This is a genomic window from Bacillus sp. Leaf49 (genome assembly GCF_001426125.1).
Lineage (GTDB): Bacteria > Bacillota > Bacilli > Bacillales > Bacillaceae > Bacillus > Bacillus altitudinis.
Genome location: NZ_LMRK01000010.1, coordinates 1 through 16185, shown reverse-complemented (window position 1 = coordinate 16185; position 16185 = coordinate 1). Strand labels below are relative to the sequence as shown.

The 16185-nt window shown below is 40.7% G+C and carries 19 protein-coding genes and 1 rRNA gene; 1 reads left to right on the top strand and 19 read right to left on the bottom strand.

What is annotated here, in order from left to right; translation table 11 throughout:
* Nucleotides 1–24: 24 nt before the first annotated feature.
* The 5 genes from rsmA to metG all read right to left on the bottom strand — a co-directional run bounded on the left by rsmA (nt 25) and on the right by metG (nt 5913).
* On the bottom strand, nt 25–903 hold the full coding sequence (rsmA, locus tag ASG46_RS06480) for a 16S rRNA (adenine(1518)-N(6)/adenine(1519)-N(6))-dimethyltransferase RsmA (RefSeq protein WP_008341873.1): 879 nt from the start codon (nt 901–903) through the stop codon (nt 25–27).
* Entirely contained in the window at nt 896–1456 is a 561-nt protein-coding gene (rnmV, locus tag ASG46_RS06475) for a ribonuclease M5 (protein WP_008341876.1), read from the bottom strand. The genes rsmA and rnmV overlap by 8 nt, the downstream gene beginning before the upstream one ends.
* Nucleotides 1457–1616: 160 nt before the next feature.
* Nucleotides 1617–2819: a G5 and 3D domain-containing protein gene (locus tag ASG46_RS06470; RefSeq protein WP_056703747.1), complete on the bottom strand. Its 1203-nt coding sequence runs from the start codon at nt 2817–2819 to the stop codon at nt 1617–1619.
* A 244-nt stretch (nt 2820–3063) separates the two neighbouring features.
* Entirely contained in the window at nt 3064–3831 is a 768-nt protein-coding gene (locus ASG46_RS06465; protein WP_017359325.1) for a TatD family hydrolase, read from the bottom strand.
* Between the two features lie 81 nt (nt 3832–3912).
* Nucleotides 3913–5913 carry a methionine--tRNA ligase gene (gene metG, locus ASG46_RS06460; RefSeq protein WP_041506541.1) on the bottom strand — a complete coding sequence of 667 codons (2001 nt, stop codon included), beginning with the start codon at nt 5911–5913 and terminating at the stop codon, nt 3913–3915.
* A 515-nt stretch (nt 5914–6428) separates the two neighbouring features.
* On the opposite strand from metG, the gene ASG46_RS06455 reads away from it, so the two are divergent.
* Nucleotides 6429–6719, top strand: a complete 291-nt coding sequence (locus ASG46_RS06455; protein WP_087975202.1) for an AbrB/MazE/SpoVT family DNA-binding domain-containing protein — start codon at nt 6429–6431, stop codon at nt 6717–6719.
* Between the two features lie 44 nt (nt 6720–6763).
* On the opposite strand, the gene rsmI is transcribed toward ASG46_RS06455, so the two are convergent.
* The 14 genes from rsmI to rrf all read right to left on the bottom strand — a co-directional run.
* Nucleotides 6764–7645, bottom strand: a complete 882-nt coding sequence (rsmI, locus tag ASG46_RS06450) for a 16S rRNA (cytidine(1402)-2'-O)-methyltransferase (protein WP_039170319.1) — start codon at nt 7643–7645, stop codon at nt 6764–6766.
* Nucleotides 7620–7919, bottom strand: coding sequence for a GIY-YIG nuclease family protein (locus ASG46_RS06445; RefSeq protein WP_024719353.1), 300 nt, complete (start codon nt 7917–7919; stop codon nt 7620–7622). The genes rsmI and ASG46_RS06445 overlap by 26 nt, the downstream gene beginning before the upstream one ends.
* On the bottom strand, nt 7906–8649 hold the full coding sequence (locus tag ASG46_RS06440; RefSeq protein ID WP_017359328.1) for a tRNA1(Val) (adenine(37)-N6)-methyltransferase: 744 nt from the start codon (nt 8647–8649) through the stop codon (nt 7906–7908). Before ASG46_RS06440 ends, ASG46_RS06445 begins: the two co-directional genes overlap by 14 nt.
* Before the next feature lie 55 nt (nt 8650–8704).
* On the bottom strand, nt 8705–9058 hold the full coding sequence (yabA, locus tag ASG46_RS06435; protein ID WP_007496228.1) for a DNA replication initiation control protein YabA: 354 nt from the start codon (nt 9056–9058) through the stop codon (nt 8705–8707).
* 14 nt (nt 9059–9072) lie between these two features.
* Nucleotides 9073–9900, bottom strand: a complete 828-nt coding sequence (locus ASG46_RS06430) for a PSP1 domain-containing protein (RefSeq protein WP_024719352.1) — start codon at nt 9898–9900, stop codon at nt 9073–9075.
* A 2-nt stretch (nt 9901–9902) separates the two neighbouring features.
* Nucleotides 9903–10892: a DNA polymerase III subunit delta' gene (holB, locus tag ASG46_RS06425; protein WP_017359329.1), complete on the bottom strand. Its 990-nt coding sequence runs from the start codon at nt 10890–10892 to the stop codon at nt 9903–9905.
* 11 nt (nt 10893–10903) lie between these two features.
* Nucleotides 10904–11344 carry a YaaR family protein gene (locus tag ASG46_RS06420; protein ID WP_035391564.1) on the bottom strand — a complete coding sequence of 147 codons (441 nt, stop codon included), beginning with the start codon at nt 11342–11344 and terminating at the stop codon, nt 10904–10906.
* A 12-nt stretch (nt 11345–11356) separates the two neighbouring features.
* The gene (locus tag ASG46_RS06415) at nt 11357–11686 is read right to left on the bottom strand and encodes a cyclic-di-AMP receptor (protein ID WP_012008640.1); all 330 of its coding nucleotides are present in this window, start codon (nt 11684–11686) and stop codon (nt 11357–11359) included.
* 79 nt (nt 11687–11765) lie between these two features.
* A complete protein-coding gene (tmk, locus tag ASG46_RS06410; protein WP_007496237.1) occupies nt 11766–12404 on the bottom strand; it encodes a dTMP kinase in 639 nt (212 codons plus the stop codon).
* Nucleotides 12401–13807, bottom strand: a complete 1407-nt coding sequence (locus tag ASG46_RS06405; RefSeq protein WP_052320412.1) for an aminotransferase class I/II-fold pyridoxal phosphate-dependent enzyme — start codon at nt 13805–13807, stop codon at nt 12401–12403. The genes tmk and ASG46_RS06405 overlap by 4 nt, the downstream gene beginning before the upstream one ends.
* Before the next feature lie 77 nt (nt 13808–13884).
* Complete coding sequence (locus ASG46_RS06400; RefSeq protein WP_056703744.1) at nt 13885–14946, bottom strand: toxic anion resistance protein; 1062 nt, start codon at nt 14944–14946, stop codon at nt 13885–13887.
* 21 nt (nt 14947–14967) lie between these two features.
* Nucleotides 14968–15582 carry a 5-bromo-4-chloroindolyl phosphate hydrolysis family protein gene (locus ASG46_RS06395; protein WP_017359333.1) on the bottom strand — a complete coding sequence of 205 codons (615 nt, stop codon included), beginning with the start codon at nt 15580–15582 and terminating at the stop codon, nt 14968–14970.
* A 128-nt stretch (nt 15583–15710) separates the two neighbouring features.
* Complete coding sequence (locus tag ASG46_RS06390; protein ID WP_017359334.1) at nt 15711–15902, bottom strand: sigma factor G inhibitor Gin; 192 nt, start codon at nt 15900–15902, stop codon at nt 15711–15713.
* 170 nt (nt 15903–16072) lie between these two features.
* Nucleotides 16073–16185: ribosomal RNA gene (rrf, locus tag ASG46_RS06385) — 5S ribosomal RNA — on the bottom strand; the annotation flags it as partial.

The window sequence follows — 16185 nt, the reverse complement described above, 5'->3', positions numbered from 1 at the left end:
TTGTCTACACGCGCTGAAAAGCCCTTATGAGAGGGCTTTGTGTAAAACATTGGACAAACGGGCAAATTCATCGATTGACAATGATTCACCGCGGCGTTTCCCATCAACCTCAGCTGTTACAAGGGCTTCTTCAATGATAGCTTTATGTTTCTTGCCATCTGGCAGATTGTTCATCAAGTTATTCATCAATGTCTTCCGGCGCTGGCCAAAACTCGCACGAATCAGTTGAAAGAAAAACGTATCATTGTCTACTGAGACTGCAGGTGTTTCACGAACAGTTAGTTTGATCACCGCTGAATCCACATTTGGTTGTGGGACGAAAACCGTTTTCGGCACAACCATGACCGTCTTCGCTTCTGTATAAAATTGCACTGCAATCGACAAAGAGTTGTATTCTTTTGATGAAGGAACAGCAGCCATGCGATCTGCTACTTCTTTTTGCAGCATGACCACGATGCCTTTCAATGGAAGGTTTTCTTCAAGCAATTTCATAATAATTGGTGTCGTCACATAATAAGGAAGGTTTGCTACGACCATTACTTCTTTACAGTCAGCAAACTGTTCTTCAATCACCTTTCTTACATCTGCCTTCAATACGTCTTGATGAATAATGGTGACATTATCATATGGAGAAAGGGTATCGTTTAAAATCGGCAATAGGCGCTGGTCGATTTCAAAAGCCGTGACTTTCTTTGCCCGTTTGGCGAGCTGTTCAGTCAACGCACCGATACCAGGGCCAATTTCAATCACACCGGTCTCATCCGTTATCTCTGCATGATCGACAATGCGATCTAAAATATTCGTATCAATTAAAAAGTTTTGCCCTAAGCTCTTTTTAAAAGAGAAACCGTACTTCTTCAGTATTTCCTTCGTTCTGATGGGCGTCGCAATATCTTTATTCATCGGCTTCCTCCTGCATGACGGTCTTTAAGGCCGCAATAAAATCCTCTTTCGTTATTTGGAACATGTGAAGACGCTTTTGCAGCTGCTTCGCATTTGTATATCCTATATTTAAAAGCACACCTAATCGTTCGCGGCGGCGTTTTGATGCTTCGCCTCCGATAAGGCCTGCGTCAAATAAATCGTCTAACGTAATCTCGCTTTCTGATTCTTCCATTTCCTCATGGACATGTGCAAGGCATTCTCGAATACTATCCAAGGAAGCATGCTCGACACCAATTCCTTTGTCCCGCTTCGCTTTCGCAAGGTGTTTTGGTAAAAAGGCGTGCTTACAGCCAGGGACAGCCTCTGCGATGGTTTTACGGATCTTTTCCCCAGGGAAATCAGGATCAGTTAAAATGATAACCCCCCTCGTCTCCTGAGCAAGACGCACTTGTTGAATGACTGTATCGCCAATGGCAGATCCATTCGTTTCAATCGTATCTGCATCAACTGCCATCTTTACTCTAGCAGTGTCGTCACGACCCTCCACCACAATAATTTCTTTAATTTTCATGTATTCCTCCGCTTGCAAAAACAATCTACATTTTTTTGTCAAAAAATGAAACCTTCCATGCTGTTTTTGCGTCTAATTAATTAGAAAACAGTGCTTCTATTATAACCAAAAAAACAGAGGGTGCGCAAAGCCCTCTGTTCATATAAATGATTTGATGTGTTTATTTGAGCACTCTAATTTTCACTCGTTTATTTCCCCATTGATAAGCTGCCGACTTACTTGGGACGAACACATCAATTTTATTCCCTTTTATAGCAGATCCAGTGTCTGATGCAACGGCATACCCATAGCCTTCCACATACACTTTAGAGCCCAGCGGAATGACACTCGGATCAACTGCTATGACCTTTGCACCCGGATTTGCTTTTAAATTAAAGCCTGTAGACGTTCTACCCGTACATCCAGCACAGCCCGCTGTATAGGCTGTGGACGTCACATAGAACTCTTTTCCTGACGATTCATTACTTCTTGAAACCGCAGGGGATGCTTTAGGTTCTTTCTTGGACACTTGTGTACCAACGGCCACTAAACGATCCTTACTGTCTTTTGCAGTAACCTCTTTAATTAATTCTTTAGACACCACTTTGCCGTTTTCTTTCACAATGGCATAGTGCTTCTTCAATTTACCTTCTTCACCTTTTTCAAGCACCTTCTCTTTTCCTTTTTCAAGAGATCGATCCTTTTTATGTTTGGTATCAAAAGCAATTTTCTCTTCCACTACATCGGTGACTTTTTCCACCCGAGTGATCTTCACATCTGCGCTTTTTTTAGAAAGGTGACTATGTAACGCAGGTTTGATCTTATCGTGCTTCTTGAGCTTCAGCTCTTGTTGCTTTAAAAAGTCAGCGACCGTAGTCGAAGTGGTCCACACTTTCTTATCCTTTCCTCCATCGTTTAAGCTGACCTGAAAGGCCTGCTGAACCACAAGATCCATATTCTTTTTAATCTTGTCATTCTTTCCTGGAGTTACTTGATCGTGCTTCCCAATATCTATCTTCTCATTCTTCAATAATGCTCCAACCGTCTGATCTGTTGTCCATATCGTTTTCTCTTCCCCATCTAGGGTGAGATGAACCGGTATAGCCGCATCATACACAATGTTCATGTTGTCTTGAATCTTTGTATTTAGACTTGGAGAGATATGATCCTCCGCCCTGGTCCTTATTCCAAGGTCTGAAAGCAGCTGTGCTACTGTCTCTTCATGTGTACGAATTGTCTTCTCTTTGCCATTGATTGAAATGGTAATAGACTGCTTAGTGAGCTCATGCGCACCGTAAGCCGTCCCAGTTCCAGCTAAAAGCAAGCAAGCGACTAGAAATAAAACCTTGCCTTTTCCTAGCTTGACAGAAAACAGATTTTTCATTTTTTGTACGATGAAAAACGCCTCCTTCTCCTCGGAGAGATTATATAGAGTATCTCAAAACCTGTCAACCCTTCCACCCACTGTACAAAAATGCTCGATTGTAAACCTATTATGGGAGATTTTTGGAAGGAAGGGAAGAAAGACTTATCGACAACTTATCCTATGAAGAGGCGCAAACGTGTAGAACTTTTTCGTTATGTTTCACAATTGGACAAGCTTAAACAAGGATTGACATCATATACTGTCAGTTTATACGGAAAACTTTTTTCGCATTTTCTGTTGTCAATGCAGCAAGCTCTTCAAAGCTTATTTCTCGCAATTCAGCAATTTGTTCTGCGATATATTTCACATAGCTCGGCTCATTTCGTTTCCCTCTAAATGGCGCTGGAGTTAAATACGGGCAGTCTGTCTCAATCAGAAGACGATCACTTGGAATATCCTTGACAACTTCTTTCGGTTTTTTCGCATTTTTAAATGTCACAGGTCCACCGAATGAGATATAAAAGTTCATTTCCATACACGCTTTTGCAATTTCGAGGCTGCCAGTAAAGCAGTGCATAATTCCTCCGACTTCTGCCGCTCCTTCTTCTTTTAAGATCGTCACTACATCTTCCGTAGCGTCACGGTTATGAATGATAATTGGCAGATTCACTTCTTTTGCAAGAGCAATTTGACGTCTAAAGACTTCTTTTTGCACATCTTTTGGCGACTTGTCCCAATAGTAATCTAGACCCATTTCTCCAATGGCAACAACCTTTTCATGTTGAGATAATTCTTTGATCCAAGCCAAATCTTCATCTGTCATATCAATGGCATCAACAGGATGCCAGCCGATGGCTGCATACATAAAATCATATGCTTCAATTAGCTCCATCGCTCTCGTAATGGTTGGACGATCAAACCCGACCACCACAATCTTCTCTACCTTTTCACTTTTGGCTCTTTCAATCACCTGCTCTAAGTCTTCATTATATTGTTCAGCATTTAAGTGGGCATGTGTATCAAATAACATGGTTGATTGCTCCTTTCGACAATTCTTCTGAAAAACAAAAGGTGTTCGACGAAATGTTACACGTGGAACACCTTTGTTAAATTATAAAATTTTCGTTCCATTTGCTAGAGATTGATCTACTTCAAGAACCTGCAATTTACCACCAGTTTCTCCAGTTAAAATCATTCCCTGGGAAATTTCCCCTCTTAGTTTAACTGGTGTGAGATTCGCTACGCAGACGAGCTTCTTCCCTACCAATTCTTCTGGTTGATAATGCTTGGCAATCCCTGAGACAATTTGTCTCTTTTCAAATCCAAAATCAAGCTGAAGCTTTAAGAGACGGTCAGCTTTTTTCACTGGTGCTGCTTCCAATACTTGTGCTACACGAAGGTCAACTTTCGAAAAATCATCGAAGGCAATTTCGGCACCCAGTTCAGGTAATTCAGTTTCTTCTATTTCAACTGACTCTTCTTCTACCTTAGGCGCACTTCCTTGCATCTTCTCTTTAATGTATGCCACTTCTTCTTCAACCTCTAAACGAGGGAACAACGGCTCACCTTTTTGTACCGTCGCTTTTTGAATCGCACCGAAAGAAAGAATGCTTTCCCAGCTTTTGAGTTTCTCTTCTTCAATTCCAAGCTGGAAGAAGATTTTCTCAGGTGTTTTTGTTAAGAATGGTGTTAACAATACAGCTGTGATTCGAAGTGATTCTGCTAAATGGTACATCACAGAATGCAGTTCTTTTCGTTTTGTTTCATCCTTCGCTAATACCCAAGGAGCTGTTTGATCAATATATTTATTCGTTCTGCTGATTAATGTCCAAACATTTGAAAGAGCCACTGAGAATTCGAGGTTTTCCATCGCTTCTTCATAGGCTTTCACCGTTTGTTCAGCTACAGCTTTTAGTTCCTCATCAAACTCATTGACTGGTCCCTTATAGCTGCTTAATGTACCGTCGAAGTATTTTTGCACCATCGCCACTGTACGGTTAAGTAAGTTCCCTAAATCATTGGCAAGGTCATAGTTTACACGTTCCACGAATCCTTCTGGTGTAAACACACCGTCTGCACCAAATGGTACTTCGCGTAGCAGGTAATAACGAAGAGCATCAAGACCATAGCGATCAATTAACGTAACAGGATCTACTACGTTCCCTTTTGATTTAGACATTTTGCCATCTTTCATGAGCAGCCAGCCATGTGCAAAAATTTGTTTTGGCAGCGGCAGATCAAGTGCCATCAGCATAATTGGCCAGTAAATTGTATGGAATCGTACAATTTCTTTCCCGACTAGGTGTACGTTGGCAGGCCAATATTTTTTATATTTTTCATCTTGATCGGTTCCGTAGCCAATCGCTGTTAAGTAGTTGAATAACGCATCAATCCATACATAGATGACGTGCTTCGGATTATTAGGTACTTTAATGCCCCAATCAAAGGTTGTTCTTGATACAGCTAAATCCTCTAACCCCGGTTTAATGAAGTTATTAATCATTTCATTCTTTCTTGATTCAGGCTGAATGAACGACGGGTTCTTTTCGTAATAGTCTAGTAAGCGATCTGCATACTTACTCATACGGAAGAAATATGATTCCTCTTTAATCAATTCAACAGGGTGTCCACTGTCTGGGCTTTTCCCTCCAATGACTTCCCCTTTCTCATTTCGCTCAACATCAACAAGCTGTGTTTCCGTATAGAATGTTTCATCAGGAATACTGTACCAGCCCTCATATTGATCTAAATAAATATCTCCTTGATCAAGCAACTTTTGGAAGACTTGCTCAATGATTTTCGTATGTCTTTTTTCCGTTGTACGAATGAAATCATCGTTTGAAATGTCGAGTTTCTTCCATAATGATTTAATGTCAGCAACGACCGGATCTAAATACTCAATCGGTGTGATATTTTGTTCTTCAGCTTTTTGCTGAATTTTTTGTCCGTGCTCATCTGTACCCGTTAAATACATCACATCATAGCCTTGCAGACGTTTATATCGAGCCATGGCATCCCCTGCCACTGTCGTATAAGCATGTCCAATATGTAATTTTCCGCTCGGATAGTAAATTGGTGTAGTCAGATAAAACGTTTTTTTCTTTTCCGGCATGTCGGAACCTCCTGCTTGTGTGTAAATGTCAAAAAACTCCCGCCCAATGGACGAGAGCGGTTATGAAATCATTAAAATGTGCATTATTCAATTATTTGTTGCGCTTGTGCTTCCTCTATGATACCATCTTAGCCTTTAAGATCAAGCATATATACATAGAACAAGATGAAAAGATCGAAAAAGATGAGTTTTTCGAAAAAAACGACAAACCGCTCGACATTTTGTCGAATATTGTCGTATGAAATCTATTTCCAGATTTACAATTGGCTAAATTAGGGCAAAAGTCTTGTTAATCTGTTATCGTCATTTTTCATATTTTTATAGATAAATTCTGAAAAATCCTTATACACCGGTAGTTTCAAGGTCCTTTGACTTTAAGAGTCATATTTTACAAACAATAGTAAACAAAATGATTGACGATTTATGGAAACCTTGTTATGCTAGGAATGTAAGGAATTTGTCGAATAATGACGAAGATAATATTATATTAAGAATAAGAACTTTTTGGGAGGAGAATGAAGATGAAATCTACAGGTATTGTACGTAAAGTTGACGAATTAGGACGCGTGGTGATTCCAATCGAGCTTCGCCGTACGTTAGGAATCGCAGAAAAAGACGCTTTGGAAATTTATGTTGATGATGAAAAAATTATCCTAAAAAAATATAAACCAAACATGACTTGCCAAGTAACAGGTGAAGTATCAGACGATAACCTTAAACTTGCTAATGGTAAATTAGTTCTTAGCCGTGAAGGTGCAGAGCAAATCATTAACGAAATCCAAAACCAACTTCAATCACAAAAATAAGTTTTATATAAAAAGGTTCTTGCACCGTTTGCAAGAACCTTTCTTTATTGTTCAATATGATACGCATCATAGATCGTTCGCTTTGGCACACCACGTTCGACCGCAGTACGTTTAATAGCCTCTTTTGACGTTAACCCTTCCTCTATGTAATGGATCACATGCTCTTTTTCAGATAAAGAATTCCACCAAGCTTCTTCATTCAGTTCTTCTTCATCCTGATCATTTCCTTGTACAACGAGACAGAACTCACCACGGATTTGTTGTTCTGTCACCCAGGTCAGCGCGTATTCTAAATCTCCACGAATAAACTCTTCAAATTTCTTTGTCAGTTCTCTCGTAATGGCAATATTCCGGTTCCCCCACACTTCTTTCATCACAGTCAGCGTTTCTTTTAACCGATGGGGCGCTTCATAGAAAACAATTGTTTCTTGGCGTTTCTTCAATGCTTCCAGCTGTTTTTTCTTTTCCTTTTTTTGACGATCAAGAAAACCGTAAAAGAAAAATGGCTGAGGTGCGATTCCTGACGCAATGAGCGCCGTAAGTGCTGCATTTGCACCAGGTAACGGAATGACATAGCCTCCGATGTTCGTAAAGTCGCGAACCACTTCGGCTCCTGGATCAGAGATCGTCGGTAAACCGGCATCGCTCACGAGTGCAATGTTCTTTCCTTCTTTTAACCATTCGATTAACTTATGACCACTGCTATCTTTGTTATGTTCATGATAACTCGTTAGTGGGGTATCAATTTCATAGACATGACAAAGCTTTTTCGTTTGTCTCGTATCTTCTGCGGCAATATAGTCTACATCTTTTAACGTTTGTATCGCTCGAAACGTCATATCTTCTAAGTTTCCAATCGGGGTTGGTACGAGATAAAGAATACCCATTTCTGATTGACCATCAAAGCTTTTCTGTGTCTTTTTCATGTGCCGCCTCCTTTTTGATTCGCTTTTCTTCTATATACATGTCCTTTTTTCGACGTGTCCACGTTTTGAAACGATATTCCTGTTGCATGGCTTCTCTTTTGGTTAAAAAGCATTCGTGGTAATAGAGTTCCACCGGCCGTCTAGCTCTCGTATACTTTGCACCCTTCCCACTATTATGGGCAGTCAGCCTTTTTTGTAAGTTATTTGTATACCCAGCGTACAAACTGCCATCTGCACATTTCAATACATAGAAATAATGACTATGCTTCTCCATACAGTATCGTCCTGATTTCTTTTGTATACTCTTGGTCTTCTCCATAAACAAAAAGCGGCGGGAGGATTTTCAAATCCGGTTTTCCATCTTTCATCCCTTCCACTAAAATGGTATTCGCTTCTTTTCCCTGTTTCGGATATACAAATTGAATTCGTTTTGGCTCAATTCGATATTTCTTCATCATTTCAACAATCTCAAGCAGCCGTCCAGGGCGATGAACCATTGCCAGTTTGCCTCCTTGCTTTAGCAAAGTGGAAGAAACACGAATGACATCTTCTAATGTACAATGAATCTCATGACGTGCAATCGCCAAATACTCATTTTCATTGATTTCATCCTTAGAAGGAGTCTTAAAATATGGCGGATTACAAGTAATCACGTCTACTTTGTGGTTTCCGTACCGTTTAGGCATATCATTTAAATCACCATGGATCAACTCAATCTGCTGCTCCAGTTGATTATGCGCCACACTTCTCTTTGCCATATCAAACAGACGTTCTTGAATTTCAACGCCTGTAATAGAGGCTTTAGATCTCGTCGAAAGCAGCAATGGAACGATGCCATTTCCCGTACAAAGATCAATAATCTCCCCTTTTTGAATCGGCACATACGCAAATTTTGCTAATAACACTGCATCCAATGAAAAGGCGAACACCGTTTTACTTTGAATAATTTTCATATCTTCTGCAAGCAAGTAGTCTAAACGTTCATCTTCTCTTAACGAAACCATGATGTATCCTTTCTTTTCCTGTGAAAAAGGCTCCCGATTCAGCGGAAGCCTTTTCTCATTTTTTATTTAAAAATGACAGACAGAACAAACAGTCTCCCTCTTTCCGAATGCTCCCATAATGTACATTACAAATATGGAAGCCCTCCTGATATAAACGAGCTAGGTTATCATGACCTTCTCCTATATCAGAATGACTTGGCTTCTGGGCAGAATCATGCTCTGCCTCAGACGATTTATCTCGATCGGATTGATCCAGACGTTCACGCAAGTGCTGATTCTCCATCTGCAGCTGATGATTTTCTTCAATCACTTCACCGATATGATTTTTCAAATCACCTAGCTGGCGATAAAGAGAACCGATTTGTTCTTCTAAATTAATCACCGTATCAAATAGTTCCTTTTTATCCAAGGTGGCACACCTCGTTACTCAGTTGTTTGTGCAGATACAACGCCTTCTTGTATTAATTCTTCCCAAGTATATTCTATCACTTTTTCTTGCCCGGTTAATTCAACTTGCAAAATTCGTTCTAAAATATTAAGCCCTACTACCTTTGCAGAGCCATTAGACGTCTGAATCGTTTCACCGATGTCCGGTAATTGTTCTTTTGCTGTTTCGTACTCATCATTCTCATATTTCAAGCAGCACATCAAACGACCGCAAAGCCCTGAAATTTTGGTAGGGTTTAACGAGAGGTTTTGATCTTTTGCCATTTTAATGGACACAGGTTCAAAATCTCCTAAGAAAGTTGAACAGCAAAGCATACGGCCACACGGACCAATGCCGCCTAGCATTTTTGCCTCGTCTCTTACACCGATTTGACGAAGTTCAATTCTCGTCTTGAAGATAGATGCAAGATCCTTGACCAGCTCACGGAAATCTACTCTGCCGTCCGCTGTAAAATAGAAGATGACCTTGTTGCGGTCGAATGTAAATTCGACATCGACCAGCTTCATTTCCAGGCCGTGTTCACTTACTTTCTGAAGACATGTGTCAAAGGCTGCCATCGCTGCTTCTTTGTTCTCCTCAACGATGAGCCGGTCTCGTTCGTCTGCGACGCGAATCACCTTACGCAAAGGGAGAACCACATCGTGTTCATCTACTTTTTTATTAGCGATGACCACTTGCCCGTACTCAACACCTCTAACCGTTTCTACAATGACACAACTATCATTTTCTATATGAAATCCATTAGGATCGAAATAATAGATTTTGCCCGCTTTTTTAAAGCGAACACCAATTACGTTGTACAAGCTTATCCCTCCTGCAACATCAACACCAATTGCTCCATTAGCCCTTGGGCATTCACGTTGGATTGAAGTCTCTTTTTCGCTTCTAATACAGCAAGGATCTGATTCGTCACCATTTGCTGTGTGGAATGCAGCGCGTGCTGCTTCATTGTCTGGAATAAGTCTTGATAAATGACTTTATCTTCATTTCCTATTTGAATCGACAATACATCACGATATATAAATAAAAGCATATCAAGACCAGTTTCTTGAAGGTCTTTCTCTTTGAAAAAAGGCATCCATTGATCTTGTATATAAAAAAATGCATGTTCTTTTCGCTGGTGTAAGACTTCATACAATTTTATCACTTTCGCTCTAGACTCTGCAAACTGATCATTTCGACTTAATTCGAGTGCTTCTGCTAAATTATTGGTTAAATTCGACAAAAGCCTTGCAAGATCCTGAGACACGCCTTCTTGTAAAAGCTGCTGCTCCAAAGATTGCGGCTGCAGCGGCTTAAAGCTAAGCATCTGACATCTTGAAATAATCGTATCCAGCATTTTATGCGATTGTTCAGTGATTAAAACTGCCATCGTTTCCCGGTTGGGCTCCTCTAGGAACTTTAATAAACTGTTCGCAGCATTGACCGTCATTTTGTCCGCATGGAGAATGATATACATTTTCCGATGCGATTCTACGCCTGCTTTTGTAAATTCCTCCTGCAAAGCCTGCACTTGCGCCTTCTTAATTGATTGACCGTCAGGCTGCACTAGATGTAAATCTGGATGGTTGCCAGACTGAATTCTTTTGCAGTTTTGACAGGACTCACATGGTTTCACTCCTGCTTCCAAACAAAAAAAGCTCTTCGCTAAAAGCATCGCAGCATCTAGCTTTCCGGTCCCTTTTTTTCCTTCAAATAAGTAAGCATGAGCCAGTCGGTCTTTATCAATACTATTAAAAATCAGCCGCATGACGCGCGGCTGTAAATCATTCATGTCATCCCAGCTAATTGCCATGTTATCACTCTCTATGTGTAAAGGTTAATCAATAAACCTTTTATTTCTCCAATACGTTCAAGTAAATCAATCGAGGGTTTCTCCTGATTCATCATATCCTCTGTTAACTCAATCAGCTTTTCATCTAATGCTTTGACTAAAGCGAGTGTTCGCGTGTTGCCATAAATGTCAAAGCTCCTTGATGTCTCTATATTTAATCCATTATCGACTGTTTCTTTTACAAAGCGTTTCACAAGTCCTTTAAACCTAGCCAAATCTTTAAGGTTTCGTGACTTTGTCAGTTTCTTGCCGAAGACTTCGATATCGCTCAGCATGACTGTCAGCTGCTCTAAACGCAGTTTACCGCTTTGTGTCTCCATCGATGATTTAAACGATGCTGAAGTTTGGCTTCCTTTCATCGCTTGAAGTTCACGCTTTTCTAAAAGCAGCCGCATATCTTGATTAATTTTCACAGCAACCCATCCTTAAAATTGATGAAATTGTTCAACTGGCAGAATAAAGACGGTAGCTCCACCAACTTCAACCTCAACAGGGTATGGTACATATGAATCTGCATTTCCACCCATTGGTGATACAGGCGCGATCATTTGATCACGTTTACGGCAATTTTCCTTGATTAGCTGTAACGCTTTATCCACTCGGACATCATCGCAACCAATGATAAAAGTCGTATTCCCAGACTTTAGAAATCCACCAGTCGAAGCTAATTTTGTCACGCCGAATTGATGTTCGGTCAATATTTTCAATAACTTGCTGCTATCTTGATCCTGTACAACGGCAACAATTAATTTCATTTGAATGGCCTCCTTCATTTTAGGCACAGGTGACATGCCGATGTCTTCCTCTATATTATAACAACGATTGGGAATGAGGTCATATTTGATTTTTCTTTAATGTGTCCTGAATCAGTTGAAACACTTCATTAAAGACATCCTGAACAGGCTGAGACGCATCTACTACACGGAATCGTTCTGGTGATTGCGCAATCAGAAGCTCATATCCTTCTCTGACCATTTGATGAAAATTCAGTGTTTCCATGTCTAATCGATTTTTTTCTCTTCCTTGATTGGCATCAATTCGCTTTAGACCTTCCTCTGGTGTAATGGAAAAGTAAATGGTCATTTGTGGCATCGTGCCATCAATGGCGAAATCATTAATGGATTTGACTTCTTCAATCCCAAGCCCTCTCGCATAGCCCTGATAAGCAAGGGAGCTGTCGACAAAACGATCACATAAAACAGTTTCCCCCCGCTTCAATGCCGGTTCTACTTTTTCAGCCAAATGCTGCCTTCTAGCTGCTGCATAAAGCAGTGCCTCTGTTTTTGCGTCCATTTTTGTATTTTTTTCATTTAAAATCACTTCACGAATTTGCTCTGCAATGTCAATGCCTCCGGGCTCACGTGTCGCCATCACTGCATAGCCTTGACGTTCCATTTCTTCGTACACTTTTCGAATCACTGTCGTTTTTCCAGCACCCTCAGGCCCTTCAAACGTAATAAACATACCGCTCATAGTGTCTCCTCTTCTATATAAACATATAATTTTCTCTGGTGAATCACCTGACTTGCTTGCACATGAACTTGATGCCCAAGCAAACGGCTTAACGTCGCAATTTGATCTGATTCAATCGGTTGTCCTTTAATCATCAAAGGAATGCCAGGCGGATAGGGAATGACCGATTCTGCACTAATCCGGCCAGCTGCTTTTTCGAATGGAACAGCTTCTACATCTCGCTTCTGCTGATCGTGCTCTAAGAAGAGCGTTCCCGTTTGAGGCTCTTTTTTTACAAGCAATGAATCACTTTGCTGAAGAGCCTGCTCTATAGCTGTAAAAGGAATGTCCTTTGTATGTCTTAGACCAAAAACGAGTAACACTTGATGTTCATCCGCAAGTTCTGGGTGAACATCCACCGACTCAAGCACCTTTTTGAGTTCATAGCCTGTCAGCCCTTTTGTTGAACGAATGACACATTTTAATGGATCCATAGGTAAAGAGTCAGACTCAACCACTTCGAGATTGGAGATCATATTGAACTGTGCTTTCAGCTTTGCCAAGTCTCTCATTATTTCATCCATTAACCCTTTTCCCTTCAACTCCTCCACATAAGCTCTCGCCAAATCTAACGAAGCCATAATTGGATAAGAAGGTGAACTGCTTTGAAGCATCGTTAATAACGTCTTTATCCGCTTCATATCCATTCGGTCTCCTTGAAGATGGAGATAAGACCCCATCGTCATTGCCGGAAGGGTTTTATGTGCTGATTGTACCACCACGTCTGCTCCATAGGAAAGGGCAGATGGAGGAAAGGCACCGCCTAATACAAAATGAGCACCATGTGCCTCATCAACTAATACAATGATGCCAGCTTCATGACACATTTGAATGAGCCCTGATAAATCAGCTGCATGTCCGTAGTAGTTCGGATATGTCAAAACGATTGCCCGGCAGTTGGGATGTGTCGCCATAGCTTGTTTGACTGTTTCCTCCGTCACATGAGTTGGGACGTGCAAGTGCGGATCACTCTCAGTTTCTAACATAATAGGCGTCGCTCCCGCAAGCTCAATCGCATGGAACACAGACTTATGACAATTTCGCTGAACGAAAATGCCCTCCCCAGCCTGACACGCAGACATCACCATCGCCAGATTGCCAACGGTTGTGCCATTCACAAGGAAAAAACTTTGTTTAGCTCCATATAGCTTTGCCAATAAATCCTCTGCCTCTTGAATCACCCCAGTCGGATGGTGAAGATCATCTAGACCTTCAAGTTCTGTCACATCCAGCTGAAGAATGGATGCATAATAGGACCGTGCCTCATCAAAAAAGACATCTCCATTGTGATGTCCTGGAACGTGAAAAGAGTAGGGCTTCTTTTCCGCATGTTGTGATAATGCTGTATATAAAGGTGTTTTCAAACAAATCGACCCTTTTCACTTAAACGATATCTTATATCTATTATAACGTTCAAACAAGTGAACTGAAAGATGGATTCTCATTCCTTTATTGGTTTATGATTCACCAGCTTCTGCTCTGCCTCATGCATGCTACTTTTTAATTGAGCTCGTTCTTGGCTCCCATGTTCTTTTACCTCCAACGTTTCCTGCAATGTTTCGGCCAATTGGCGCTGAACCTTTTTCAACGTATCTATAGGCGTTAAGGATGCATCTTCAAGCAGCTGTCCTTGCTGCTTCGATACCTGTTCATATGTTTGCTGGATACGCTGCTCAAGCGCTGAATTGGCTCGCTGCTGAATATGATTGAACGCAATCGACATTTGGTTGATCCATAAAGGAATTGATGCGGAAACAGTTGATTGAATATGATTGGCTAATGTATGGTTTGTATGCTGAATCATTCGAATTTGGGCATTACATTGCAGTGCGATTTGACGGCTCAACAACAAATCATACTTCCGTTCTTTTAATCTCTCCATATATTCTTCTTCATCGACTTCCCGACTCATCAATTGTTCCTCTAATGTCCGATCATGTGACTGTGATTCTGTTAGGGCATGTTGCTCTAACAGCGACAATTTTGCTTCAACTGCTGCAACCTGTAACGTCATCTCTTGAAAGTATGATTGATTTTCTTCAAATAAACGCTCCAATAACTTATGGTCCGAAATTAACACGCCTCTTGCGTAACGAAGCCTTGCTGACAATCTCTCTATCTGTGCTTCCGCTTGTTTAAAACGAGATATGATCTCCTGAGTCGAACGCTTTTCTCGCTGAAACAACCTTGAAAAAAAGCCTCGCTTCTTTGGCAATAAATCCTCTGGCTCCACTAAATGCAGTTGCTGTAAAAAGGACTCGAGAACATCTCCGATTTGCTCAATATCTTTTTTTTCCACATATTGCATCATTTGTTTTGATTGTTCTAACAATCGTTCCTGCACACGTGTGCCATAGAAAAGCAGTTTTTGTGGATGGTCAGGGATCTTCTCAGCTCGCTGTAGCGCCTCCTGCTTTTCCTCATCAGATAAGGTATCAAACACCCGAAACGGAAGATCTGTAGTAGATGGGGCTGGTGGTATGACTGGATCTTCTGGTTTCATCGAGTTTGACTCCTTTCATATCTATTTTTTAATCATTTTATCGGCCACTTCAAGTTCAATATGAAGTGCTTCTATATCTCTTCCTAAAACTTGCTGTAAATCATTCGTTAATTGCTTTTGCAGTTCAGTCAGCGTGACTCGAGTTTGGCTTAATGTCATTTCAAGCTCATGGCTACGATTCGGCTGATTATACAGCAGTGCATATTTCTCAGTTAATTCAACAACAGAATCCAAACTCTCAAAATAAAACCGCTGTGCATCATAAAACCGGTTCGGTTCCTTTTTTGTTATCGTATAGATGCGTCGTGCAAGCCGAAGAATTTCATAATTATGCTTGATCGTCTGTACGTTCTTCACAGCAAATAAAGCTTTCTTCAAACGAACCAGCTTTTGCCCAGCTTCTTTTAAGTGCTGTTTAATATATACATAATCACTACGAGACAGTCCGTGTTTCTTCAAAAACAACTGGAAGGCAGCCCATCGGCTTCCTGCAAACATCACACCCCACCCAATCATCGCATACAGTATCGACAATCCAACATGATGATGGAAAACACCAATACTGACAGTTAAAATCACCAGCGAAAAAAGAGTAGAGAGAACGGCCCATACAAATGTGTAAAAAATTGATTTCATGTTCATCGACTCCTATGAATAATCAGGCTCTCTGTTTATCTTATTATTTATTACGGTTGATGTCCAAACTAAGTTCCAAAAAACAGGCCCAATCCCCGATTGCCCATAAAAAAAGACCATCTAATGGTCTATGAATACAAAGGCGGCGTATGAAGATTTTTAAGCTTTCTTACATAATCAGCATAACTAGGATCCGAGGTTGATGTAGAAATTAACTTCCGTTCACAATCTCGGCATAAAAACTGATGATATAAATAAATTCCCTTTGTTTTTTTCTCTTCACAAATCAAACAAATTGCTTCTCGCTCTTTTTTGCTCATTGTGACACCTCCACTTATAGCTTCAGTATGCCCTAGCGCTTTCAATTGTATACAAAATTAAGAATGTTTTAGATGATAGTTTAGTATATGTATCCATGCCAGATCGAGTGTTTGTTCCTTTTTTAAAATACAAAAAAGACCAGTTCCGATTGGAACTGATCCTTTGAAAAGCTTGGCGGCGTCCTACTCTCACAGGGGGAAACCCCCAACTACCATCGGCGCTGAAGAGCTTAACTTCCGTGTTCGGTATGGGAACGGGTGTGACCTCTTCGCTATCGCCACC

Coding starts and splice junctions, on each gene's coding strand:
- rsmA (WP_008341873.1), bottom strand. CDS start 903: ATGAATAAAGATATTGCGACGCCCATCAGAACGAAGGAAATACTGAAG.
- rnmV (WP_008341876.1), bottom strand. CDS start 1,456: ATGAAAATTAAAGAAATTATTGTGGTGGAGGGTCGTGACGACACTGCT.
- ASG46_RS06470 (WP_056703747.1), bottom strand. CDS start 2,819: ATGAAAAATCTGTTTTCTGTCAAGCTAGGAAAAGGCAAGGTTTTATTT.
- ASG46_RS06465 (WP_017359325.1), bottom strand. CDS start 3,831: ATGTTATTTGATACACATGCCCACTTAAATGCTGAACAATATAATGAA.
- metG (WP_041506541.1), bottom strand. CDS start 5,913: ATGCCGGAAAAGAAAAAAACGTTTTATCTGACTACACCAATTTACTAT.
- ASG46_RS06455 (WP_087975202.1), top strand. CDS start 6,429: ATGAAGATGAAATCTACAGGTATTGTACGTAAAGTTGACGAATTAGGA.
- rsmI (WP_039170319.1), bottom strand. CDS start 7,645: ATGAAAAAGACACAGAAAAGCTTTGATGGTCAATCAGAAATGGGTATT.
- ASG46_RS06445 (WP_024719353.1), bottom strand. CDS start 7,919: ATGGAGAAGCATAGTCATTATTTCTATGTATTGAAATGTGCAGATGGC.
- ASG46_RS06440 (WP_017359328.1), bottom strand. CDS start 8,649: ATGGTTTCGTTAAGAGAAGATGAACGTTTAGACTACTTGCTTGCAGAA.
- holB (WP_017359329.1), bottom strand. CDS start 10,892: ATGGCAATTAGCTGGGATGACATGAATGATTTACAGCCGCGCGTCATG.
- ASG46_RS06415 (WP_012008640.1), bottom strand. CDS start 11,686: ATGAAATTAATTGTTGCCGTTGTACAGGATCAAGATAGCAGCAAGTTA.
- tmk (WP_007496237.1), bottom strand. CDS start 12,404: ATGAGCGGTATGTTTATTACGTTTGAAGGGCCTGAGGGTGCTGGAAAA.
- ASG46_RS06400 (WP_056703744.1), bottom strand. CDS start 14,946: ATGAAACCAGAAGATCCAGTCATACCACCAGCCCCATCTACTACAGAT.
- ASG46_RS06395 (WP_017359333.1), bottom strand. CDS start 15,582: ATGAAATCAATTTTTTACACATTTGTATGGGCCGTTCTCTCTACTCTT.
- ASG46_RS06390 (WP_017359334.1), bottom strand. CDS start 15,902: ATGAGCAAAAAAGAGCGAGAAGCAATTTGTTTGATTTGTGAAGAGAAA.